This window comes from Christiangramia marina (genome assembly GCF_048285865.1).
Lineage (GTDB): Bacteria > Bacteroidota > Bacteroidia > Flavobacteriales > Flavobacteriaceae > Christiangramia > Christiangramia marina.
In genome coordinates this window covers 474,622-498,812 of the sequence record NZ_JBLVTK010000001.1, presented here as the reverse complement: position 1 = coordinate 498,812, position 24,191 = coordinate 474,622, and the positions used below count along the sequence as shown (strand labels likewise).

Annotated in this window: 23 protein-coding genes; 10 read left to right on the top strand and 13 right to left on the bottom strand. The window is 39.3% G+C overall.

The window, feature by feature from the left end; genetic code table 11:
- Positions 1-234: 234 nt before the first annotated feature.
- The 4 genes from ACNKXS_RS02235 to ACNKXS_RS02220 form a co-directional block, all read right to left on the bottom strand.
- On the bottom strand, positions 235-1,209 hold the full coding sequence (locus ACNKXS_RS02235; RefSeq protein WP_417919445.1) for a LuxE/PaaK family acyltransferase: 975 nt from the start codon (positions 1,207-1,209) through the stop codon (positions 235-237).
- An 80-nt stretch (positions 1,210-1,289) separates the two neighbouring features.
- Positions 1,290-1,628 (bottom strand): T9SS type A sorting domain-containing protein, encoded by a 339-nt coding sequence (locus ACNKXS_RS02230; RefSeq protein WP_405199767.1) that lies wholly within the window; start codon positions 1,626-1,628, stop codon positions 1,290-1,292.
- 163 nt (positions 1,629-1,791) lie between these two features.
- Positions 1,792-3,786 (bottom strand): hypothetical protein, encoded by a 1,995-nt coding sequence (locus ACNKXS_RS02225; protein ID WP_417919444.1) that lies wholly within the window; start codon positions 3,784-3,786, stop codon positions 1,792-1,794.
- 51 nt (positions 3,787-3,837) lie between these two features.
- The gene (locus tag ACNKXS_RS02220; RefSeq protein ID WP_417919443.1) at positions 3,838-6,639 is read right to left on the bottom strand and encodes a TonB-dependent receptor; all 2,802 of its coding nucleotides are present in this window, start codon (positions 6,637-6,639) and stop codon (positions 3,838-3,840) included.
- Positions 6,640-6,815: 176 nt separating this feature from the next.
- Between ACNKXS_RS02220 and ACNKXS_RS02215 the strand changes: the two genes are divergently transcribed.
- A complete protein-coding gene (locus tag ACNKXS_RS02215; RefSeq protein WP_417919442.1) occupies positions 6,816-7,499 on the top strand; it encodes a response regulator transcription factor in 684 nt (227 codons plus the stop codon).
- Positions 7,499-8,578 (top strand): sensor histidine kinase, encoded by a 1,080-nt coding sequence (locus ACNKXS_RS02210; RefSeq protein ID WP_295179590.1) that lies wholly within the window; start codon positions 7,499-7,501, stop codon positions 8,576-8,578. Before ACNKXS_RS02215 ends, ACNKXS_RS02210 begins: the two co-directional genes overlap by 1 nt.
- On the opposite strand, the gene ACNKXS_RS02205 is transcribed toward ACNKXS_RS02210, so the two are convergent.
- Positions 8,516-9,583, bottom strand: coding sequence for a glycosyltransferase family protein (locus tag ACNKXS_RS02205; RefSeq protein ID WP_417919441.1), 1,068 nt, complete (start codon positions 9,581-9,583; stop codon positions 8,516-8,518). The two genes, ACNKXS_RS02210 and ACNKXS_RS02205, sit on opposite strands and share 63 nt — an antisense overlap.
- 65 nt (positions 9,584-9,648) lie before the next feature.
- Between ACNKXS_RS02205 and trmB the strand changes: the two genes are divergently transcribed.
- From trmB to ACNKXS_RS02170, 7 genes are all read left to right on the top strand, one after another.
- The gene (gene trmB / locus ACNKXS_RS02200) at positions 9,649-10,323 is read left to right on the top strand and encodes a tRNA (guanosine(46)-N7)-methyltransferase TrmB (RefSeq protein ID WP_417919440.1); all 675 of its coding nucleotides are present in this window, start codon (positions 9,649-9,651) and stop codon (positions 10,321-10,323) included.
- A gap of 6 nt (positions 10,324-10,329) precedes the next feature.
- Entirely contained in the window at positions 10,330-10,953 is a 624-nt protein-coding gene (locus ACNKXS_RS02195; RefSeq protein WP_295179594.1) for a LysE family translocator, read from the top strand.
- 2 nt (positions 10,954-10,955) lie between these two features.
- Positions 10,956-11,282, top strand: coding sequence for an MGMT family protein (locus ACNKXS_RS02190; RefSeq protein WP_417919439.1), 327 nt, complete (start codon positions 10,956-10,958; stop codon positions 11,280-11,282).
- A gap of 141 nt (positions 11,283-11,423) precedes the next feature.
- Positions 11,424-12,557: an Mrp/NBP35 family ATP-binding protein gene (locus ACNKXS_RS02185; protein ID WP_298246088.1), complete on the top strand. Its 1,134-nt coding sequence runs from the start codon at positions 11,424-11,426 to the stop codon at positions 12,555-12,557.
- Complete coding sequence (locus ACNKXS_RS02180) at positions 12,558-12,812, top strand: NifU family protein (RefSeq protein ID WP_141878875.1); 255 nt, start codon at positions 12,558-12,560, stop codon at positions 12,810-12,812. It begins immediately after the preceding gene.
- A gap of 14 nt (positions 12,813-12,826) precedes the next feature.
- Positions 12,827-13,888: an NAD(P)/FAD-dependent oxidoreductase gene (locus ACNKXS_RS02175; protein ID WP_417919438.1), complete on the top strand. Its 1,062-nt coding sequence runs from the start codon at positions 12,827-12,829 to the stop codon at positions 13,886-13,888.
- Between the two features lie 10 nt (positions 13,889-13,898).
- A complete protein-coding gene (locus tag ACNKXS_RS02170) occupies positions 13,899-14,234 on the top strand; it encodes a 2Fe-2S iron-sulfur cluster-binding family protein (RefSeq protein ID WP_417919437.1) in 336 nt (111 codons plus the stop codon).
- Positions 14,235-14,296: 62 nt separating this feature from the next.
- Here the strand turns inward: ACNKXS_RS02170 and ACNKXS_RS02165 are convergent, their stop codons facing one another.
- The 7 genes from ACNKXS_RS02165 to rplM form a co-directional block, all read right to left on the bottom strand.
- Complete coding sequence (locus ACNKXS_RS02165; protein ID WP_417920130.1) at positions 14,297-15,082, bottom strand: DUF3050 domain-containing protein; 786 nt, start codon at positions 15,080-15,082, stop codon at positions 14,297-14,299.
- 379 nt (positions 15,083-15,461) lie between these two features.
- A complete protein-coding gene (locus ACNKXS_RS02160; protein WP_417919436.1) occupies positions 15,462-16,637 on the bottom strand; it encodes an acyl-CoA dehydrogenase family protein in 1,176 nt (391 codons plus the stop codon).
- A 47-nt stretch (positions 16,638-16,684) separates the two neighbouring features.
- Positions 16,685-17,407: a tRNA1(Val) (adenine(37)-N6)-methyltransferase gene (locus ACNKXS_RS02155; protein ID WP_417919435.1), complete on the bottom strand. Its 723-nt coding sequence runs from the start codon at positions 17,405-17,407 to the stop codon at positions 16,685-16,687.
- Positions 17,408-17,538: 131 nt separating this feature from the next.
- On the bottom strand, positions 17,539-18,363 hold the full coding sequence (gene tsf, locus ACNKXS_RS02150; RefSeq protein WP_417919434.1) for a translation elongation factor Ts: 825 nt from the start codon (positions 18,361-18,363) through the stop codon (positions 17,539-17,541).
- 89 nt (positions 18,364-18,452) lie between these two features.
- Entirely contained in the window at positions 18,453-19,349 is an 897-nt protein-coding gene (gene rpsB / locus ACNKXS_RS02145) for a 30S ribosomal protein S2 (RefSeq protein ID WP_417919433.1), read from the bottom strand.
- A 166-nt stretch (positions 19,350-19,515) separates the two neighbouring features.
- Entirely contained in the window at positions 19,516-19,902 is a 387-nt protein-coding gene (rpsI, locus tag ACNKXS_RS02140) for a 30S ribosomal protein S9 (protein WP_141878869.1), read from the bottom strand.
- Positions 19,902-20,357, bottom strand: a complete 456-nt coding sequence (gene rplM / locus ACNKXS_RS02135; protein WP_295179614.1) for a 50S ribosomal protein L13 — start codon at positions 20,355-20,357, stop codon at positions 19,902-19,904. The genes rpsI and rplM overlap by 1 nt, the downstream gene beginning before the upstream one ends.
- A gap of 348 nt (positions 20,358-20,705) precedes the next feature.
- Between rplM and ACNKXS_RS02130 the strand changes: the two genes are divergently transcribed.
- Positions 20,706-21,275 carry a lipocalin-like domain-containing protein gene (locus ACNKXS_RS02130; protein WP_417919432.1) on the top strand — a complete coding sequence of 190 codons (570 nt, stop codon included), beginning with the start codon at positions 20,706-20,708 and terminating at the stop codon, positions 21,273-21,275.
- Positions 21,276-21,361: 86 nt separating this feature from the next.
- On the opposite strand, the gene polA is transcribed toward ACNKXS_RS02130, so the two are convergent.
- Entirely contained in the window at positions 21,362-24,187 is a 2,826-nt protein-coding gene (gene polA / locus ACNKXS_RS02125) for a DNA polymerase I (protein WP_417919431.1), read from the bottom strand.
- Positions 24,188-24,191: the final 4 nt, after the last annotated feature.

Sequence of the window (24,191 nt, the reverse complement as noted above, 5' to 3'; positions counted from 1 at the left end):
ATTTTCATAATTTCAATGGGAATGATCGTTTTTTTGGCATTCTACAGCTAATTAATTTTAGAAAGTTAAAATACAAAAGCCTTCAGGAGAGACCCTGAAGGCTTTGTAACTAACTAACCAATCTAATATGAAAATTCACTTAGCGCAAAATGAAGATATGAACCTTCTCCATCTTACAACTATTGAGTCGCGCTCAACTTCAGTAAATTACAGCTAGAAAAGTTAAAATTTCAATTATAGAACTAGAAGGTTGCAACCTCTAATATCGCTATTGTCAAAACGCCCCATGATCTCTATCTGTTCGCCTGAAATCTTTCCAAGATCCTGGGTGGCAATAAATGAACAGGAGTTCAAATTAGCCAGATCTATTACATTAATTCCACCGGTTTTACCATCCTGTACGTACGTAAGTGCATCTTCCGGATCTCGTATAAGTATATTCATCCAGTTGGGAGTTTTAAAAACTCCATTCCCATTAGAGTATGCCTGGGATAAAAGTTCTGTCATTCCATATTCACTATGTATGTACTTAACCCCAAAACCAGAGCTTAGAATTTGATGCAGTTCTTCGCGAATCATTTCTTTTCGTCTGCCTTTCATTCCTCCGGTTTCCATTACGATGGTATGCTGTAGATCGAAAGTTTCATTTTCTACAAGGTCTAGTAGGGCAAAAGAAACACCAATCAGAAATACTTTCTTTCCAGCCTGGTCCAGCTTTCTTAATATTTCAGAAAGATTTTCCAGGTTATTGAGATAAAATCCGCTATCGGGCTTATTTGATTGTTTGATGAGCGCGTTTGCCATATAGATAAGCGAACTTCCCGTGCGTTCCAGATAACTTGGTAGAAGAGCCAGAAAAGTGTAATCCTCTGGAGAACCATAAAATGTTTCGAAAGCTTTTAGAAAACTTTCTTCATAGATGCCAAGATCGGCAACATGATGCTTGCTGGTAGCAGCTCCGGTAGTTCCGCTGCTGGTAAAGGTGATCTCTGCTTTCTGTTCTTCAGTAATGATGTTTTCTTTCTTGAAAAATTCTATTGGTAGAAACGGAATCTCCTTGATGTTAGCAACATTTTCAGGTGATTTCTTCAAAAGTTTACAGAATTTCTGATAAACAGGATTATGCTGATACTGATATTGGTAAACTTCAAGGCTTAGCTTTTCAAATTCTTCCGAAGAGGAAATATTGAAGATTTTATTTTTCAGCATAAAGAAACATTGGAGCTTCAAAATTAAGCAATAAAAAAGCCTCTTAAAAAAGAAGCTTACAAATTAAGATTTACCGTGTTTTATTTTACCACCAGTTTGCGGGTAGCCTTAGATCTTCCTTCTTCGATCTTAATAATATAAATTCCGGGAGTAAGTGTTGAAACATCTAATTCTCTACCTCTTAATCGGGTCTTAAGAACTGGCTTTCCTAAAACATTATAGATCTCGATCTTCTTTTCCTGGTTTTTGGTGGATGAGATAAAAACTCTTCCCCCAGTAATCGGGTTGGGATAAATGGATAAACCATCGATAGAAATTTCTGTTCGAGCTGAAGCAGAGATAGAGTCCTGAGCGTTTGCAGGGATTGCCAACATCAGGAAACTAAATAATAAAAAGCTAAATAGGTACTTTTGCTTCATTCTCTTTGGTACAGATTAGACAAACTTACAAATAAAATTTCAAAAATCCTGCCACAAAATGCTGGCTTGCCGTAATTTATAGATAATAAAAAAGGGCTGCCAGATGGCAACCCTTAATTTTGGCTAATTATTGACTTTCAATATTTTAAACTAAATCTTGATTTTAGTTTACCCAATCAAAATCTGCAGCGTCTACAGTTTCATCTGCATCGTAAGCTGCTTCAACATCTGCATCCTCTCCGTCGATCTGAATTCCAGAAAGATCTGTTCTGGTATCATCTGCAATATCAATATTGGTTTCAAAACCAGATAAGGACAGACCAGTGATCGTTGCTCCAGAGAGTTTCTTGAACTGCAATGCTGTTCCTCCAGCAGTTGAAACTGCAGTGATCTGGTTTAGAGTTGGCATATTGTTCTCTCCATCTGCCTCCACAACCGTTGAGAAGTTATCGATACTTAAGTTGATGTATGCATTTGTAACAGAACCATTCCAACCTTCAGTCCAGTCGATCTGGTCATCTTCATTATTCTCAAAGTATGCATTTGTAACAGAAACAGAACCTCCAAAAAATTCAACTCCATCATCTGCTCCATTGATGATCGCAATATTGTCGATCGTAGTCCCAGATCCAACAGCGTAAAGAGATAGTCCATTGTACTGAGATTCAGAATTGATCTGTGCTCCGGCATCTTTCAGAATTAAATAAGAGATAGAACCTGAATTGTCTTCAGCATTAGAACCTCCGTAAACGATCCCTCCAACTTCCGCAGTAGCATTTAAACCTTCAGTAGTTGCTGCGTTTCCAGCGATCACAAGACCACCCCAGCTTCCAGGTTGACCTGAAGTAGAAGACATCATAACAGGATTCGATTCAGTTCCCTGAATATCGATCATTGCTCCTTGTTGTACTACGATATAAATACTTGTAGCATCGGTATCGGCATCACTTCTGGCAGTGATCTTTGTTCCAGCAGGAATAGTAAGAGTTGCTCCGGCATTCACAGAAACCACGTCACTAATTACATATTCGCTATCACCATCTAAAGTTAGGTCGCTATCGATATTGTTTGGAAGTACAGATACCTGACCACGATTAGAGATCCAGTCAAAAGTAGATTCCATTACCGTTGGAGTTAGAGAATATGTATTGTCGATATCTGCATCTTCTCCGTTTAGTTGAATGTTAGAAAGGTCTGTTCTGGTATCGTCTGGAATATCAACTGAGTTATCGTATCCGTTTAATGAAAGACCGTTGATGATTGCTCCAGAATTTTTCTTGAACTGTAATGCAGTTCCACCTTTAGTAGAAACCGCTGTAAAGTTATTGATGGTAGGTTGCTTGTCTTCACCATCTGCCTCAATCGCAGTAGAGAAATTTCCAATAGTATGAAGAACATATACGTTATCGATTGTTCCATTCCAACCTTCAGTCCAGTCTACGGCATCATCTTCATTATTTTCAAGGTAAAGGTTGGTAGCATTGGCAGAACCTCCGAAAAATTCAACACCATCATCTGCTCCATTAATAAGAGCAACGTTCATGATGGAAGTTCCTGAACCAACTGCATAAAGAGAAAGTCCGTTGAACTGAGATTCAGCATTGATCTGAGCACCGGCATCAGAAAGTACCAGGTAATTGATAGAACCAGAATCATCTGCAGCATCGCTGCCACCGTAAAGGATCCCTCCAACCTCAGCAGTTGCATCAGAACCTTCAGTAGTTTCAGCATTACCTGCGATGATTAGTCCGCCCCAGCTACCAGCCTGTCCATTGGAAGAACGCATGATCACAGGTGCAGATGCAGTACCGTTAATTACGATATCTCCACCTTTTTGAACAACGATGTAAACATTGGTTGCATCGCTATCATCAAGATCTGGATCTGCAACGATCTCTGTTCCAGCAGGAATTGTAAGGGTTACGCCACTTTCTACGGAAAGAATTCCTGATAATTGATACGAAGTATTAGCATCAAGAGTCATGTCTTCATCAACGCTTCCGTTAAGGATGTTATCTGAAGTTCCTGGATTTGGTGTTCCAGTGTCATCTGTAGGATTAATGATCTCAATATCATTATCATCGCTACTACAACTTGTGATAAGCAGTCCGCCAAAAAGCGCGCTCATTAACAAAAAGTGTCTTGCTGTTTTTTTCATAATTTAAGTTTTGATTGAAAAGGTTGTGTATATAATTTGTGGTTAAATAAATTAGAAATTGTAGCTAAGCCCAAGGCTTAATACGGCACCTCTGGTATAAGATCTTACTGTTTGCTCAGCTTCCGCAGCATTTCCAGAAAGTGGTCTTATAGATTGATATCTTTCGATCTCAGGGTTAAGCAGGTTCTGTCCTTTAAATTCCAGTTCGAAATTTTCTCCAAACTCTTTGGATAGGATCAAATCAAGGGTTACAAAACCTTTTTCAATGATCTCGTCATTGTATTGGATGTCGATAAAGTCAAGGTTTTGAGTGTCTGGCGATCCCAGTGCATATATTTTATCTGAAGCGTAGTTTGCAACAATAGTTCCTCGGAGAGGATTTTCTGTTTCTGTACTAAAGTTTGCCGATGCATTTACGATCCAGTCTGATGCTCCCTGAAGTCCAATTTCATCGTTCCCGTTATATCTGAAGGTTCTTACAAAAGATCCATCTTCAGCAAAAACATCTTTTAGATCCTGACTGTGCCACATTCTGGTAATATTTCCAGATACACTTAGATCAAGACCATTGTCATTGTCATTTTCGATCACGTCCATTCTCGCTTCAAGCTCCAGACCATAAATGTTGGCTTCGTCACTAGCATTGAAATAAGAGAATACTCCTGAAGCACCACGAGCCTGTGTTCTGTTGATTGGGTCAAGGATCTTTTTATAAAAACCTGTAAGAGATAGTAACTCACCTGAACTTGGAAAAACTTCATATTTAAGATCCAGGTTATAGTTATTCGAAGCTTCCAAATTTGGGTTACCACGAGTGATCTGTCCAATCTGTGAAACATATTCGAAAGGAGCGATCTCTTTAAATTCAGGTAGAGAAATCGTTTTGCTGGCTGCAAGTCTAATATTCGAATCTTCGTTCGGAGAAAACTTGATGTTTAAACTTGGATAGATGTTATCATATTCCTTGAAGGTGAAATTTGGAAGGTTTTGTGGGTAGTTGTTCACGTCAAAGATCACATCTACCTGATCCTTCTGGTATCTCGCTCCAGCATTAATATTCCATTGTTCGTTTCCAATGTTGAAAACTGCAAAACCGCCATAAGATTCCAGCGTTCCATTATAGATATCTGGGGTAAGACGATTGAATTGCAACAACCTATTATTGAAGTTTTCTGTAGTAAAGATCGCTCCAAGATTATCAATAGATGGAGGGTTTACAGTATTGAAGTCGGTTTCTTCAGCTCCAAAGAACTGTGAAAAGAAATCACGCTCTTTATTTCTATAGTTACCACCTAGAATAAGGGAAGCATTCTTAGAATCTTCGTTAGCCATGCTCAGGAAATTATAGGTGTTCTCGATTCTGGCATTAAACTCGGTATCATCGATCTCCTGTGTAGATTTTCTTTGCTGAAAACCACCAGTTCTGGCCAATTGCACGAAATTATTGTCTCCAATGTTTACTTCATTACGAATACGATTCGGTTCATCTGCATTTACAAGGTTGTAACCAGCTGACCATTCCAGTTCGTTCTTCCCGTCAAAAAAATCATGGAAACCATGTAACTGATTTACCCAAAGCCTGGTTTGTTTGATATTCTGATCACGAATAAACTGGTTCAGGTTTTCACCTCTGTTTGTTTCCTCGAAAACAAAACCTTCACCGTTTCTACCAGCTTCATAAACCTCATCGGTTACTTTATTGATAAATAAACTGGTTGCTTTTAGGCGATGATTGTCATTGATCTCGAAACCAAGATCGGCCATCAAAGTATTATTATCTGTCTTTTTAAAGTTTTCAGCATCTGTAAATTGATCTTCAAGAACGTTCGTTCTGTAGTTTCTGAAAAGACCTTCATTGTATTCGAAAGCAACCGAATTAGATGCGGTAACAAATGCTCTTAGCGGTCCAAATTCCTTTCCGGCAGTTATACTAACCTTTCTATTTACTGGAACTGAAGTCTGTGGATTCCAGCTCTGGTTGTTCAAGGTAAATTCTGTTGGAATGCTCTGATCGTAAACGCCGAAATAAGTGTCGTCCTGGTTTGGAGAAACTTTAAAATTGCTGAATTCTCCGATAGCATTCGTATTAACTCCACCCTGCACACTAATTCCTAATTCATCCTTTCCTCTTAATTCACGAGAAGAAATATCTACATTTCCAGAAGCCTGGTCTGCAGAACTAATTGCAGAATATGCTTTGCTGATGGATACATTCTGAATTACTCTCGTTGGAAACAATCCCAGATCGATATTCTTTCTTTCCACATCATCTGATGGTATAGGAAGACCATTCAAGGTACTATACAGGTAACGGTCACCAAGACCACGTACAAAAAGATCGCCGGAAGCCTCACTGGTGGTTACACCAGAAATCTTGGTAGTAGCAGTAGCCGCATCAGATACTCCTAATTTTGCCAGTTCCTGTGCCCCTATACTTTCCTTTATTTCTACTGAATTTTTTTGCTCTACTAACAAAGCAACTTCAGAATCTCTTCTAGAAACCGTAGTAATAACTACTTCATCTAAGGATGCTGCACTGGATCCTAATTCTGTATTGATCTCTGTCACTTTTCCAGCTTCCACAACTACATCTGGAATTTCCAGAGTTTCATATCCTACAAAACTAAATACGACGGTATAGGTTCCTGGCTGAAGTTTGTCTAAAAGATATATTCCGTCGTAATCTGAAGTGGTTCCCTTAGCAGAATCTTTCAGAAGAACATTGGCAAATGGAAGAGGTTCACCACCCATTTCCTTGTCAGTTAATTTACCTCCAATTGCACCGCTGGTACTGTCCTGGGCTTGCATGTTTGCTGCGAAGAATAGTAATGCGAGTAAGAATAATTTTTTCATTTTGTTTTTTGCTATAAAATCTCGCTGCAAATAAACATTAAGAAAGTCGCGGGGATGTTACCTCAGATTTAATCCTTCGTCATTAAAGAGTTAGTTAATTGTTACCAATGGGTTAAGCGCCATGTTAATTCAAATTAATCCTTAATTTTATACATTCTTAACCATAGTTATACACCATGAAGAAAAAAGACATTCAGATTTTACTAGTAGATGATGAGCCGGATATCCTGGAAATAGTAGGGTATAATCTTTCTTCGGAAGGTTACCAGGTGATCACTGCAGATAATGGTGCGAAAGCTGTAAAGCTTGCTCAAAAACATAAACCGCATCTTATTATTCTGGATGTTATGATGCCTGAAATGGATGGTATCGAAGCCTGTGAACAAATCCGGAAGTTACCTGATCTTGAACATGCCATCATTACTTTTCTTACCGCAAGGGGAGAGGATTACTCACAAATGGCTGGTTTTGATGCAGGTGCAGATGATTATATTACCAAACCTATCAAGCCGAAAGTTTTGGTTAGCAAAGTAAAAGCATTGTTAAGACGCTATCGTGATGAAGAGCCAGGTTCCAATATTGTAAAACTTTCCGGGATCACTATTAATCGTGACGAATATAAGATCGAACAGAACGGTGAAGAACGTAGTCTGCCCAGGAAAGAATTTGAGTTGTTATCTTTGTTAGCATCCAAACCGGGGAAAGTCTTTAAAAGAGAAGACATCCTTGACAAAGTGTGGGGTAATGATATTGTAGTGGGAGGAAGAACTATAGACGTTCATATTCGAAAACTACGTGAAAAGATCGGAGACGATAAGATCAAAACCATCAAAGGTGTTGGGTACAAGTTTGTAGTTTAATGGCGCAACAATTTAAGAGGTCTTATAGATTTGCAATAAGGACTGCTTTATTTATCAGCCTCTTCGTTACCGCGATACTGGCAGTATTCATCTTTCTGGATTTGCAGAACTGGTGGATCGCGCTCCTTATTTTTGCAGGCCTGTGCTACCTGTTCTCTTTTTTGATCATTCAGTATAGAGTAGAGCGGTTTATTTATAGACGTATCAAGAAAGTGTATGATAATGTTTCACTTCTCGATTCTAAAACCTTAAGCCCTAACCAGATCACCACAGATATGTCCAGTCTTACCCGTGAGGTTAAGAAATTCGCCGAGGATAAAAAGCTGGAGATCGAAACCTTAAAAGTAAGAGAAGCTTATCGTAAGGAATTTATGGGTAATGTTTCCCATGAACTCAAAACACCACTTTTCACTGTTCAGGGTTATATACTTACACTTATAGATGGTGCGCATAAAGACAAGGTCATTCGCAAGAAATACCTGGCCAGAGCCAATAAAGGAGTAGAGCGACTTATTTATATTGTGAAAGATCTTGATATGATCACCAAGCTGGAAACCGGTGATCTACATCTTAAGTACGAGACTTTTGATATTATTGAGTTGATACAGGCATCTTTTGATCTTCTGGAAATGAAGGCGGCCAAAAAGAATATTACGCTCACTTTCGACCTGGATTATGAGGAACCTATAAAAGTAAGAGCAGACCGAGAACGTATTCAGCAGGTACTTACAAACCTGATCGTAAATTCCATCAAGTATGGAAAGAATGGTGGAACTACAGAGATCAGTATTGAGAATCTTATCAAAAACAAGGTCATTGTTAGGGTGACAGATAATGGGGAAGGGATTGCCAAAGAGAATATTCCGCGTTTGTTTGAAAGATTTTATCGCGTCGATAAAAGTGGTTCACGGAAAGAAGGAGGTTCAGGACTTGGGCTTTCTATAGTGAAGCACATTCTGGAAGCGCATGAAGAAAAGATCTATGTGGAAAGTGTGTTTGGAGTTGGAAGTGAATTTTCATTCACTCTCGAAAAACGCAAAGAGATCCCGGAGAACTCGGCCATCACCGAAATTACTTAAGCCGGTATAATTATCAATTTCTTTCAGTTTTTCTAAACTGAATTGATTTCGTGAACAGAAAGGAGCAATGCTTTGCCGTTCCAGTCTTTTTGCCAGATATTCCTGTTCTTCCTGTCCAGGTGTTGGAACAAAGAACGCCTTCTTTTCTAATTTTACCAGATCCATCAGCGTAGTGTAACCTGATCTTGCAATGATCGTCTCACTACTGTTTATAGCCTCTTCCAGTTCTCTTCCGAAGAGATAATTACGAATCTGCAGGTTTGAATTAGTTGAACTTAGCTGTTCTTCTTCGGAAATTACTCCGCGTACCAACAATATTTCATCACTGGAATTACTGAAGCATTCGAGCAATTTTTCTTCAAGCAGGCTACGCTGAGGTTCCGGCCCGCTAAGCAGCAGCAGGTATTTATATTTAATTTCTATTTCACGCTTTTCAAATCTGCTTAAAGCACCAATATAGGTGCACTGCTCAGGCAGATCATCTACATGACTCAGTTTTCCGCTTAAATTCCTTTCCGTCGAAGCATAATCCGGAATCCAGATCTGGTCAAAATTCTTCAAATGCTGGCGATTAATAAATGTAGAAAGGAAGGTTGTGATGCCACTTAGAACATGGATCTGGTGAGTGATAAAAACATTTGTTTTCAAATCATCGCTATAAACCCCAAACCGATTGTCGGAAATGATTCCTTCAATTTGATAATCTTTGATAATCTGCCTGGTCTTTTCTTTTTCCGCAGCGATGGTCTTTCGAATATGACTGGTTTGGGCAATGATCTTCCAGTTGAGAAGCCATCCTTTCTTTGCATATTGAATATTATAACCGGGTAATTCAATATGAGTAAGCTCTGGAAATTCCTTTTTCAGTAATTGCAGTGCGGCACCATCTGAAGCCACCATAGGTTCGTAATTTTCGTTTTGAAGCGCATTAATTACAGGAATACTACGGGTGGCATGTCCCAATCCCCAATTCATCACAGCCACTAAAATTCGTTTCTTGGACATATTCAAAACTATTCTTAGCCGCTCCTAAGCTAATTTCTTTAATTTTGCCAAAATATCAATTTTAAGTGGGAAGCAAGAATAAACTTAAACGTTTCAGAGAGAACGAGCAGTTTGAAAATGTAATTCAGCCGTCAAGAGAAGAACTTACGGACAATGAATTTGCGTTAAAAGGAAACTGGAGCAAGGATTTTTTTAAGAATAACAATCCAATAGTTCTGGAACTCGGCTGTGGAAAAGGTGAGTATACCGTAGAGCTGGCCAGACAGAATCCAGATAAGAACTTTGTTGGGGTGGATATTAAAGGAGCGCGTTTCTGGCGTGGTGCCAAAACTGCCATCGAAGAAGGAATGGAGAACGTTGCTTTTATTAGAACGCAGATTGAACTTATAAAATATGTATTTGCTTCCGCAGAAGTTAGTGAGATCTGGATCACATTTCCAGATCCACAGATAAAATATAAGCGTACAAAGCATCGTTTGACCAATGCAGAGTTTTTAATTCGCTACAAGAATATTCTTAAAGTCGACGGACTCATGCACTTAAAAACAGATTCTGAATTTATGCATGGTTATACGTTGGGCTTATTACATGGTCAGGGTCAGGAGATCCTTTATGCGCATCACGATATTTATAGTAATGAATATTCTCCAAAAGAAGTAACCGGAATTCAAACTTTCTACGAAAAACAGTACCTTGAAAAAGGTAAACCTATTACCTATATTCAATTCCGGATTAAATAGACATTATTGGAAGAAACGAAGATTTTTCTTATTACCTATTTTGCCGCCTTTATTGGTGTGGTGCCTCCAGGTTTGGTAAACATGACCGTGGCCAAGACCTGCGTGGAAAAAGGTAAAAGAAATGGACTTTATGTAGCAATTGGGGCAGGTATTATTGTATTTATACAGGCGCTTATTGCGGTACTGCTTGCAGGTTATATTTTTGACCATCCTTTTGTAAAAAAGATGTTATTGCGGGCAGGATTAGTGGTTTTCTGTATTCTGGCAGTATATTTTTTCATCCAGGCACAGAAGAAGAAAAGAATTGACCCAAGTAAGCGCAAGGCGAATGCGAACAGTATCTATAAAGGCATGTTTATCGCTGCATTGAATGTATTTCCTATTCCTTATTTTGTAGCAATTGCGGGTGCAATGAATCTAAGCGGTGGTCTGGAATATGATTGGTCCTTAAATTCATCCTTCTCTATCGCTGCGTGTTTAGGAAGTTTTACAGCTTTGTATCTCTATGTAGTACTCTTTGATAAGATCGAAAAGAAAGCAGAGTCATTTGCAAAGTATTCCAACTATTTCATGGCAGCATTAATGGCAGTACTTATCGTTATTGCGCTGGTAAGGATTCTGAATAATTAATTTTGAAAGATAATTCAGGTTTTTTTGATAGGGTTTATGAAGTCTGCCGCCAGATTCCTGAAGGGCGGGTAACCTCTTACGGAGCTATTGCAAAATCTCTTGGTGCGGCCCGTAGTGCAAGAATGGTTGGCTGGGCAATGAATAATTCTCATGATAAAAATGTTCCGGCGCATAGAGTCGTGAACAGAAACGGAATGCTTTCCGGGAAACATCACTTCTCTGGAACCAATGCCATGCAACAACTTCTGGAAGCCGAAGGTGTTGAGGTGAAAGAACTACAGATAGTCAATTTTAAAGAACTCTTCTGGGATCCCATGAAAGAGCTTTAACTGAATTAGATTACCATAAATTACTGCTATCCAGCCATCGATCTAATATTTGTAAATTCTTCGTATTCTTAGCTTTTACCTTTATATTTGCGTTTAGAATCAGTCTAATTAAGCTGTAAAAAATCTGATTAAAATCAGTCTATGAAATTGAACAGAAAAGAAATTTTATCCGCATTAGAAACTATTTCCGTAGCCGGCGACGGCGCTAATATGGTGGAGAGTGGTGCGGTTCAAAATGTAATGACCTTTGGCGATGAAGTGGTGGTGGATCTTGTTTTAAGTACACCGGCTCTTCATATTAAAAAACGCGCAGAGGTTGATGTGATGAAAGCTATTCATGAAAAAGTTTATGAGAAGGCAAAAGTTAAAGTAAATATCAAGATCGAAGCTGCTGAAAAGAAGCCTGAGATCAAAGGGAAACAAATTCCTGGAATCAAAAATATTGTTGCCGTGGCTTCCGGAAAAGGAGGCGTTGGTAAGTCTACAGTGACTGCGAATCTTGCAGTGACCTTAGCAAAAATGGGATTTAAAGTCGGTATTCTGGATGCAGATATCTATGGTCCTTCAACTCCAATCATGTTTGATGTGGAAGCTGAAAGACCTTTATCTGTTACAGTAGACGGGAAATCCAAAATGAAACCGGTAGAAAATCATGGCGTTAAAATCCTGTCTATAGGATTTTTCACCAAACCAAACCAGGCGGTAGTCTGGAGAGGACCTATGGCAGCTAAGGCACTGAATCAAATGATTTTTGATGCAGCATGGGGAGAACTGGATTTCATGTTGATCGATTTACCTCCGGGAACGGGAGATATTCATCTATCGATCATGCAATCATTACCAATCACGGGTTCTGTTATTGTAAGTACACCGCAGAATGTAGCCTTAGCCGATGCTAAGAAAGGAGTTGCGATGTTCCAGCAGGAAAGTATCAATGTTCCGGTTCTTGGAATTGTTGAAAATATGGCCTATTTCACTCCGGAAGAACTTCCTGAAAATAAATACTATATCTTCGGAAAAGAAGGTGCTAAAAATCTGGCAGCAGATCTGGAAGTTCCATTTTTAGGAGAGATTCCGTTACTGCAAAGTCTAAGAGAGTCTGGAGATATTGGAAGACCGGCAGCATTACAGACTGCTACTCCGTTGGAAAGCGCTTTTGAGGAGATCACTCGTAATATGGTGCAGGAAACGGTGAACAGAAATAAAAATTTACCACCTACAGAAGCTATTAAGATCACAACGATGGCAGGATGTAGCGCGGTTAAGAAAAAATAAATGACAAGCGAAGAAGTTAAAATAAATGTTGAAAAGGCACTTGCCGAGATTCGTCCATTTCTTGAAAGTGATGGAGGGAACATTTCCCTGGTATCTATAGAAGAAAATGACCGTTTGGTAAAAGTACAGCTTGAAGGAGCTTGTGTTGGCTGTTCTGTTAATCAAATGACCCTGAAGAGTGGTGTGGAAATGACGATTAAGAAATATGTGCCTCAAATAGAAAAAGTGGTAAATATAGATCGATCTACCCTTTAAAATTTTGCTGAAGAATGATTAAAACTGATATGCTCATTATCGGTGCAGGTCCAACAGGATTATTCGCCGTTTTTGAAGCCGGACTCTTGAAGATGAAATGTCACCTGATCGATGCTCTTCCACAACCTGGGGGACAATGTTCAGAAATTTACCCGAAAAAGCCAATCTATGATATTCCTGGTTTCCCTGAAGTACTTGCAGGAGACCTGGTTGATAATCTTATGGAGCAGATCAAGCCTTTCGAGCCTGGATTTACTTTGGGCGAAAGAGCAGAGACCATAGACAAACAGGAAGATGGAAGTTTTATCGTTACTACCAGTAAAGGAACAAAACATCATGCTCCGGTAGTAGTCATCGCTGGAGGTCTGGGGAGTTTTGAGCCTAGAAAACCGCCAATTCCTTGCATCAAGGATTTTGAAGATAAAGGAGTGGCTTATATTATTCGTGATCCTGAAGTATACCGCGATCGCAAGGTAGTGATCGCCGGTGGTGGAGATTCAGCTTTAGACTGGAGTATCTTTTTATCAAATATTGCTTCGGAAGTTTCTCTGGTACATAGGAGAAAAGATTTCCGGGGGGCTTTAGATTCCGTAGAAAAAGTTGAAGAACTTTCGAAAATTGGAAAGATAAATCTGATCACAGATGCTGAAGTTGTGGACCTTCAGGGAAAAGATGAGCTTGATGCTGTAGTAATAAGGCATAAAGATGAAGCAAGAGGAGAAGAGATAAAAGAAGTAGATGATTTTATTCCACTTTTTGGACTCTCACCTAAACTCGGTCCAATTGGAGACTGGGGACTGGAAATAGAGAAAAATGCTATTAAGGTTGATAATACATATGATTATCAAACGAACATTCCCGGGGTTTATGCCATTGGTGATGTGAATACCTATAAAGGAAAATTGAAGCTTATTCTTTGTGGTTTCCATGAAGCTGCGATCATGTGTCAAAGTGCTTACCAGCTAATTAATCCAGATAAGAAGTATGTGATGAAGTATACTACGGTTAGTGGAGTTAGCGGTTTTGATGGAAGTAAAAAGGAAGCTAAACGAGAAGTTGTAAAAAGTATAAATTAGAAGCAATTAAATGTCTGACGTTAAAATCACCATAATAGACCGTGAAGGCGAGGCTCATGTAATCGATGCCCCAACAGATATGAATATGAACCTGATGGAAGTTATTCGTTCCTACGAGCTTGCTCCTGAAGGTACCATTGGGATATGTGGTGGAATGGCGATGTGTGCTTCCTGCCAGTGCTATATGCTCAATTACCAGCATATGCTGCCGGAGATGAGTTACGAGGAAGAAGATATGCTGGATCAGGCGTTTCATGTGGAAGATAACAGCAGACTTAGCTGCCAGATTCCTATTACAGATGAACTTGAAGGACTGGAGATTCGAATAGCTCCAGCAATCGAATAATAAAAAAGCCTGAAGAATGATCTTCAGGCTTTCTTTTTAGTATTATAAATTCTTCTGCGAGCTTAGATAGTTTGTAGGGTTTTACGCTCTTCAATTTCAGCTTCAATACCATCCCAGAATTCGATACGGCTTTGTAAAGATTTTTCTGCAACAGCCTTGACTTCCTGCCATTTTTTATCAACATTCCCGCATAATTGTTCAACCATTCTAAATGCCATTGGACCGTGTTCGTCTTCATCCAGTTCGATATGGCGATCAAAGTAGTATTTAAAAAGACTTAGATCTTCTTGAGGGAACTTTTGCTGCACCTTACTTATAATAGAGGTGAACATAGCTGGAATCAGACCTTCGCGTCCAAATGTGAATGCCGACGCGATCTTATGAGGTTGCTGACTATAAACAACTTCGAAAGTATGCTTCAGGAACTGTTTGATGCTTACTGGTAATTTGCTAGTCGCAATGATCAGGAATATATCAGTTCCATGAGTTACCTGCATTAAAAGATCTTCGATTTTGGACTTATTTGCCCCAGCCGCAGTCATTGCATCCAGATACATCTCAAAATGGCTCTGGCGTTCTCCCTTCATGTTGATATCGGTTTCCTCGGCGAGAACGATCTCATTAATTAGGTATCTCGTTTCCGGATCTCCTACCGGTAACCATGGATTGGTGGTTTTAGTAAGTTTTTCCTGAAGCGCAGTTAGTAACGACATAAAGTCCCATACCGCAAACACATGATGTTCCATAAACATTTGCAGATGTTCAGGACTATCTATTTTCTGGTATAGTGAATGATTAATTAACTGGTTGGTTAGAGGTTTTAAACTTTCGTTTATCTCTTTAATCATCATAAGGTAATTTTACTGCAAAGTTAAGAGCTAGCATACATACTATAAAAACATTAGCCAGTTTTTACAGCTTGTTTAACTAAATCCTGTGCTGAAATCTGTATTTTGAACTATGCTGTTAAGTGGAGTGCTAATTTTCTATTCTGAAAAATCTGTAGAGTATTTGCAGGTGAACGGAGTGGTGGCTAAAAAGCCGAAACCTCTAAAATCGAAATGCTGCGATAAATATAAAAAGGGCAAACGTTGCAAACGCTGCCCTTGTTTTGATTTGTTATAGGTTTAATTTTTCAGCTTATCAGCGTGGAATGTCACTTATAGCCGGACTGAGCCTGTCGAAGGCCGTTTTCTGTCAAAGTGCTTCTAATGTTTTTTTACTAGTTTAGAAAGCGGCATGTCCCGTAATATCAAGTCCGGTAATTAATAGATGAATATCATGAGTTCCTTCATAAGTAATTACACTTTCCAGGTTCATCATATGTCGCATAATGCTGTATTCACCCGTAATTCCCATACCACCTAAAATTTGTCTGGATTCCCGGGCTATTTTAATAGCCATTTCAACATTATTTCTTTTTGCCATGGAGATCTGTGCAGAGGTAGCTTTGCCCTCATTTTTAAGCGTTCCAAGTCTCCAGGCCATGAGTTGTGCTTTTGTGATTTCAGTAATCATTTCAGCAAGCTTTTTTTGTTGCAATTGTTTTGCGGCAATTGGCACTCCAAATTGTTCTCTTTCTTTGGCATAACGCAATGCAGTATCGTAGCAATCCATGGCGGCGCCAATAGCACCCCAGGCGATACCGTATCTAGCTGAATCAAGGCAGCCAAGCGGTGCTCCCAATCCAGATTTATTCGGTAACAAATTTTCCTTCGGCACCTTTACATTGTCAAATATCAATTCTCCTGTAGCACTGGCTCTTAAAGACCATTTATTATGAGTTTCAGGAGTACTGAATCCTTCCATTCCACGTTCCACGATCAGGCCGTGAATACGTCCTTCTTCATTTTTAGCCCAGACTACGCCAATATCAGCAAATGGTGAGTTTGAGATCCACATTTTGGCACCATTTAATAGATAGTGATCCCCTTTATCCTTAAAGTTCGTGGTCATTCCTCCAGGATTAGAACCATGATCTGGTTCTGTAAGCCCAAAGCAACCTACCATTTCTCCGGAAGCTAATTTTGGCAGATACTTTTTCCGTTGTTCCTCAGTTCCATACTGGAAAATTGGGTACATCACCAGCGAAGACTGTACTGAAGCTGTAGATCTAATTCCACTATCTCCACGCTCAATTTCCTGCATGATCAATCCGTAGGAAATCTGGTCAAGTCCTGCACCGCCATATTCTTCAGGAATATAAGGTCCAAAAGCTCCAATTTCAGCAAGGCCTTTTAAAATCTGTTTCGGGAATGTGGCAGTTTGTGCTGCTTCCTCTATAATTGGGGAGACTTCTCTTTTTACAAATTCACGGGTAGCTTCGCGAACCATTTTATGTTCACTTGATAGCAGGTCGTCAATCTGGTAATAATCAGGAGCCTGGAATAGATCTGGTTTCATTGTGTAGTGTTTCTAACAAATGTAACCAAGTCTTTACTTAGAAGCAATTATAATTTCAGGTAGAAATCCTTTACCAGATTAGTGTATTCCGGAGTGTAATTATGCCTGGAAATTTCAATGATAAGATCTTGAACTTCAGCTGAAGTTTCTTCAAAACTGAAGCTCAGAAGACTTCTTTTTACGGGTGCTTCAGCAGTTCCTTTTACTCTGGTAATTCTTGCAGGATATAATTTATGAGTCTGGGCGATCCTAATCGCAGTATCTTCTTCAGAAAAAGGAATGATCAAATCAAAGCGTCCGTCTTTGGATAGCAGGAGGGAAGCACCTTCCAATAATTCGGAGAGAGGCAAAGATTCAGCAAAACGAGCCTGATCACGTTGATCATCACCTGTTTTATAATCTTCAGTATAAAATGGAGGGTTGGAAAGAATTAGATCGTAGTGCTCTTCATCCTGCATCTCTTCCACAAACTCATCAAATGCTGCATGATAGCAGAATAAGCGGTCACCCCAGTCACTGTTTTCAAAATTATCTACAGCCTGTTCATAAGCATTTTCTTCGATCTCGAGCGCATCAACAAGTTCTGCGCCAGATCTTTGAGCCATCATCAGGGCAATAAGTCCTGTTCCAGTGCCAATATCGAGGATGCTTTCAGGTTGATGAGCAAGGGATGACCAGGCGCCAAGAAGTACACCGTCTGTTCCAATTTTCATGGCACAACGATCCTGTTCTATTATAAAATGTTTGAATTTAAATGGCCTGGCAGACATGGATGGTGATTTTTAATGGAGCTGAAATTCTTCAGATTTGGGATTATTTCAGCTTAGCTGGTAAAAATTTAAATACAAAAAAAGAGGTTTTAAGTACATAAAACCTCTTTTGATATATTATTCAGAATAAATTATCCTAGAGCAACTCTTTCGAAAGCAACTACTTCAAGTTCGCTGTCTACAGACTTCACGTACTCGGCAACGCTTTGCTTGTTCTCCTTGATATAAGCCTGGTGAACCAAAGTATTATCTTTGAAGAAACGCTGAAGTTTTCCCTGAGCGATCTTGTCAAGCATATTTTCTGGCTTTCCTTCCTGTCTCAAAGTATCTTTAGCGATCTCGATCTCTTTATCGATAGTTTCCTGATCAACTCCAGTTTCATTAAGAGCAACCGGGTTCATTGCTGCAGCTTGCATGGAAACGTTCTTTGCAGCTTCATCAGCACCATCAACGCTTTTTGAAAGACCTGTAAGAACAGCAATCTTATTTCCAGCGTGGATGTAAGACCCTACGAAAGGAGCTTCAAGAGTTTTGAAAGCACCAATTTCGATCTTCTCACCAATTACACCAGTTTGTTCAGTAAGTTTTTCCTCTACAGTGATCCCTTTGTACTCAGCTTTAAGAAATTCCTCTTTAGAAGAATAGTTAAGAGCGATTTCAGCGAAATCGTTAGCCATCTTGATGAAATCATCATTCTTGGCAACGAAATCTGTCTCACAGTTCAGGGATATGATAACACCTCTAGTGTTTTCAGTATTTACCTGAGCAATTGCAGCACCTTCAGAAGAATCTCTGTCGGCTCTCTTTGCAGCTACTTTCTGACCTTTCTTACGAAGCAATTCGATTGCAGCGTCAAAATCACCATCAGCTTCCACTAATGCTTTCTTGCAGTCCATCATTCCTGCACCAGTAGCTTTTCTTAATTTATTTACTTCAGCGGCGGATATCTTAGCCATAATATTGTTTTTTTATTGAAAAAAGTCGTTTAGAAACTCACTGTAAAGAAAGAAGCTAAACGACTTTTAGATTTTATGTAAACGTTATTTTATTCTTCTTCGTTAGATGATTTGGCTTTGTCTAAAGTTTCACTTTTAGATTCAAGCTTTACATCTTTCTTAGCCTCTTTCATTGCCTGTTTGTCTTCGGCATCTTTAGAAGGAACTTCAGCGTTCTCTGCTTTAGGAGCAGCAGGTTTTGCTTTTTTCTCTTCTGAAGCATCAGAATCCTCTTTTTTCTTAGCTGGTTTCTCAGATTTTCTTTCTGAAAGACCTTCTACGATAGAGTCTGCAACGTAAGAAACAACTTTGCTAATAGATTTAGAAGCATCGTCATTAGATGGAATTAGATAATCAACCTCACGTGGATCTGAGTTGGTATCAACCATCGCAAAAATTGGAATGTTTAGTTTTTGTGCTTCTTTGATCGCAATGTGCTCACGTGTAGTATCTACAACGAAAAGCGCAGCTGGAAGTCTTGACATGTCTGAGATTGAACCTAAGTTCTTTTCTAGCTTAGCTCTAAGACGATCTACTTGTAAACGTTCTTTCTTAGAAAGAGAGTTAAAAGTTCCATCTTTCTTCATTCTATCGATAGAAGCCATTTTCTTAACAGCTTTACGAATTGTAACGAAGTTTGTAAGCATACCACCAGGCCAACGCTCAGTGATATAAGGCATGTTAGCCTTTTCAGCCTGCTCAGCAACGATCTCTTTCGCTTGTTTCTTTGTAGCTACGAAAAGGATCTTTCTTCCGCTTGCTGCGATCTTTGCAAGAGCATCACCTGCTTCCTGCATTTTAGCAGCACTTTTATATAAGTTGATGATGTGGATCCCGTTACGTTCCATATAAATATATGGAGCCATATTTGGATTCCAACGTCTGGTTAAGTGTCCAAAATGAACACCAGCATCAAGTAATTCTTTTACTTCTACTTTGTTTGCCATTTTTGTAATAGTTTACGTTCTGTTGAGATAGCAACAACCAGGTGGCTACTTAAAAGTATGGCCCTGACTGTTTAGATGCTAAACTAACTTCTGCCCGGCATGAACAGAATAACAACAAAAAATTAATTTTTTTATGAACTCCCCGGAAAATATTCCGGTAATAATATTAACGTTTAGAGAACTGGAATTTCTTACGGGCTTTCTTCTGTCCGTATTTCTTACGTTCTACCATACGTGGATCTCTAGTAAGAAGACCTTCTGGCTTAAGTGCGCCATGATTTTCCTGGTCTAGCGCCACCATAGCTCTGGATAGTGCCAGACGGATTGCTTCAGCCTGTCCAGTGATACCTCCACCATAAACGTTAATTTTAACGTCGAAGTTTCCTTCATTTTCGGTAAGCATCATTGGCTGGTTCACTTTATAAAGAAGTGTTCCAGTTGTGAAGTAATCTTTAAGGTCTTTCTTGTTTACGGTAATGTTTCCCTGTCCTTCTGAAACATATACACGGGCCACTGCAGTTTTTCTACGGCCAATTTTGTGAATTACCTCCATTACTTAACGTCGTTTAAGTTAATAGTTTCAGGTTTTTGAGCTTCATGATCATGTTCAGATCCTACATAAACCTTTAAATTTCTGAAAAGATCTGCTCCAAGTTTGTTCTTTGGAAGCATTCCTTTAATTGCTTTTTCGACAAGTCTCTCAGGACCTTTTGCGAATAATTCTGTAGCTGTCAGACTTCTTTGTCCACCTGGAAAGCCTGTGTGACGGATGTACTCTTTCGCGTCCCATTTTTTTCCAGTTAAGTTGATTCCCTGCGCATTCAATACAATTACATTGTCTCCGCAATCAACATGTGGGGTGAAGTTAGGCTTGTGCTTTCCTCTAAGTAGGTATGCTACTTTAGAAGCAAGACGACCTAAATTTTGTCCGTCAGCATCTACCACAACCCATTCTTTGGTTCTGGTGGCTTTGTTAGCCGATACTGTTTTGTAACTTAATGTGTCCACACCAATTGATTTTACTAATTATTAAACATTCCAGTCCCATTTACCCGAATCTCAATCGGGAAAACAGGGGTGCAAATGTACAATTATAAATTCATATAGCAAACAGCACTATCAAAATTTAATCTGACTTAAATAGGCTGGTTTTCAGTATGATAAATTCTCTGAATTTTAAAGGTCTATTTTTTTAATAGAGCCGTAGAATTGTAAGTAAAGGACTTCAAAACGAAATATTCAGTGATATACAGATCGATAAAGTGCTTTTTTGTGCGTTTAAAGTTAATTTTAGCTGTTAAGGACTTCTTAATTTTTAGCATTCTTCTGTATGTTTGTAATCCCTAAATATATATCATGAAACGAATAATGAATGTTAGATTGTATTGCTGCCTCCTTTTTGCTGGATTTTTATTTCAAAGTTGTAGTAAAGAAGATATTTCTCAGGAATCTCAATTAAGGATTAGTAACGCTACCACGGTTACTACCGCAGATATGGTTGGTAGCTGGGATCTAACGAAAATGATGGCAGATGTGGAAGTGGATCTCGACTCTACTCCGGGTGGGAGCAAAAATCTTCTGGATGAAACTGATTGTTTTAACACAATGAGTATAACATTTGATGCTAATGGTACGTTTGTAAGTAACAATGCCAGCATGAGTTTTGAATCTGGAGATGGAGATGACTTCTCCTGTTTATCAGATAGAATGGATTCAGGAACCTGGAATGTTGTGGATAATAAACTGGTACTGAACATTAGTATTAATGGATCTGATTATACACATGAAAAAGCGATCGATCTTGGATCTGATACTTTCGCTTTTGATGTCACCAAAATCGAATCAGATCAATATGTAAATGATCCCGGTAATACGAGAGCTTCTGAAATCAGAATTTTAATGCTGGAGTATACCAGAGCTAAATAATAGTGAGAAGTAGTTTATAGTGTTAGTCAAAAAAACCTCGTTAGTACTGCTAACGAGGTTTTTTAGTTAAAAATATTTACTGTCTCCTAATGAGCTTCCAGCCAGTTCTGTCCAATTCCTATTTCTACATCCAAAGGGACCTGAAGTTTGTAGGCGTTTTCCATTTCTTTTCGAATCATGGTTTTCATCTCTTCCAGTTCTTCCTTGTGAGCGTCGAACACCAGTTCATCATGAACCTGTAACAGCATACGTGTTTTATAGTTTCCAGCTTTCAGTTTTTTGTGAATATTGATCATGGCTAGTTTGATGATGTCTGCTGCACTACCCTGAATTGGTGCATTCACAGCGTTTCTTTCCGCAGCACCACGAACCACCTGGTTTCTTGAATTGATATCTTTCAAATAGCGTCGGCGTCCCAGTACAGTACTTACATACCCATTCTGTCTTGCAAACTCTACCTGGTCTGCAATATAACTACTCAGTTTAGGATAAGTCTTATAATAGGTGTCGATCAAATCTTTCGCTTCACTACGGGAGAGAGAAGTTTGGTTGCTCAACCCAAAAGCTGAAACACCATAAATGATCCCAAAATTCACCGTTTTGGCGTTGCTTCGTTGTTCACGAGTAACTTCTTCCAATGGCACGTTGAATACCTTTGCAGCGGTGGAGGCATGAATATCTTCACCTTCTTTAAAGGCCTTGATCATATTTTCTTCATCACTTAAAGCGGCGATAATACGTAATTCGATCTGGGAATAATCGGCGGCTAACAGGACGAAATTTTCATCCCTGGGAACGAAAGCTTTTCTAACCTGTCTGCCCCGTTCTGTTCTAATCGGGATGTTTTGTAAGTTCGGGTTGTTGGAACTCAGCCTTCCGGTAGCCGCGATAGTTTGCATATATTCGGTATGCACACGGCCGGTCGTTTTTTCTACCTGATTTGGCAGCGCATCCACGTAGGTGTTCTGTAATTTAACAAGTCCGCGGTAATCCAGTACATGTTGAACGATCGGGTTCTCTTCAGCTAAAACAGAAAGTACGTCCTCGCTGGTGCTATACTGACCCGTTTTCGTTTTCTTGGGTTTTTTAGAAAGTTCCATTTTTTCAAAAAGAATGATTCCCAGTTGTTTTGGCGAACTTATCAGGAATTCTTCGCCTGCTTCCTCATAAATTTTAGCTTCCAGGTCCTTTATATCGTTGGTTAATGCTTCGGAAAGGGATTGCAGGTAATTTTCGTCCAGATTAATTCCTTCCAGCTCCATATCTGCCAGTACTTCTACCAGCGGAATTTCAATTTCGTTGAATAATTTTTTCGTGTTTGCATCTTCCAGTTCTTTCTCGAAAAGCGTTTTTAGCTGAAGAGTGATATCGGCATCTTCTACTCCGTATTCAGTTTGAGATTTGAGATCTACATCACGCATGCTTTTTTGATTCTTACCTTTTTTTCCAATAAGTTCGGTAATTGGCTGCGGAGTATAATTAAGGTAAGTTTCGGCCAGAACATCCATATTATGACGCATATCTGGATTAATAAGATAATGTGCGATCATGGTATCAAAGATCGGTGATTTCACTTCGATATGATATTTGTCCAGAACCTTGATATCATATTTAAGATTCTGACCTATCTTCTCTATGGATTCATTTTCAAAAAACGGACGAATTTTTTCGATCAATTCCTGTGCTTTCTCGCGTTCCTCCGGAAATGGAAGATAGTAGCCTTTCCCGGCTTCCCAGGAAAAAGCGATTCCTACTAATTCTGCATCCAGCGGATTCAATCCTGTGGTTTCAGTATCGAAACAAACACTTTTCTGCATAAGCAGTCGTTCAAAAAACAGCTTTTGAGCCATTTCTGTTTCGAGTAACTGGTAAAAATGGGGAGTATCAGCCAGATTTGTTCTCGAAGAAGTTCGTTCGATCTCTTCACCATCACCTCCAAATAACGAAAACTGTCCAGCCCCTGCGGTTTGCGCATTTTGTTTTGCTGAAGGCGAATTACTCACCTGTGTTGGGGTGCTTTCTTCTTGTCCTGAAAATAATTTTAAAAACTGATCTTTCAATCTTCTGAACTCAAGGTCCTCGAAAATCTCCTGCACCTTGTCCCCATCTGGCATGGAAAGTTCATAATCTTCAGCATGAAATTTTACGTCACAGTCAACAAATATGGTAGCCAGCTTCTTGGATAATCGCCCTAGTTCAGCATTTTCGATGATTTTTTCCTTCATCTTTCCTTTGAGGTCATCGGTATTTGCCAGTAAACCTTCCATGCTTCCGTATTTCTTAAGAAACTTCTTGGCGGTCTTTTCACCAACTCCTGGAAGTCCTGGAATATTATCTACAGAGTCGCCCATCATTCCGAGGAAATCTATCACCTGCTCCGGACGTTCCACCTCAAATTTCTTCTGAACTTCAGGTATTCCCCAGATCTCGATCCCATTACCCATTCTGGCGGGACGATACATGAAAATATTTTCTGAAACCAGCTGAGCGAAATCCTTGTCTGGCGTCACCATATATACCTTATAGTTCTCCTTTTCTGCCTGTTTGGCAAGAGTTCCAATGATGTCATCTGCTTCCATTCCGGCACATTCCACCACGGGAATATGCATAGCGCGAAGAATTTCCTGAATTACGGGGATAGATTCACGTATAGGTTCAGGGGTTTCATCCCTATTAGCTTTATAGTCTGAGAACATTTCAGTTCTGGCTTCGCTGCCATCCTTATCGAAACAAACCGCTAAATGATCTGGTTTTTCTCTTCGTATAACATCAAAAAGGGAATTCGTAAATCCCATGATCGCAGAAGTATTGAAACCTTTGGAATTAATTCGCGGGTTTTTGATAAAAGCATAATATCCTCGGAAAATTAATGCGTAAGCGTCCAGTAAAAAAAGGCGTTTTTGATCGGCCATTAGA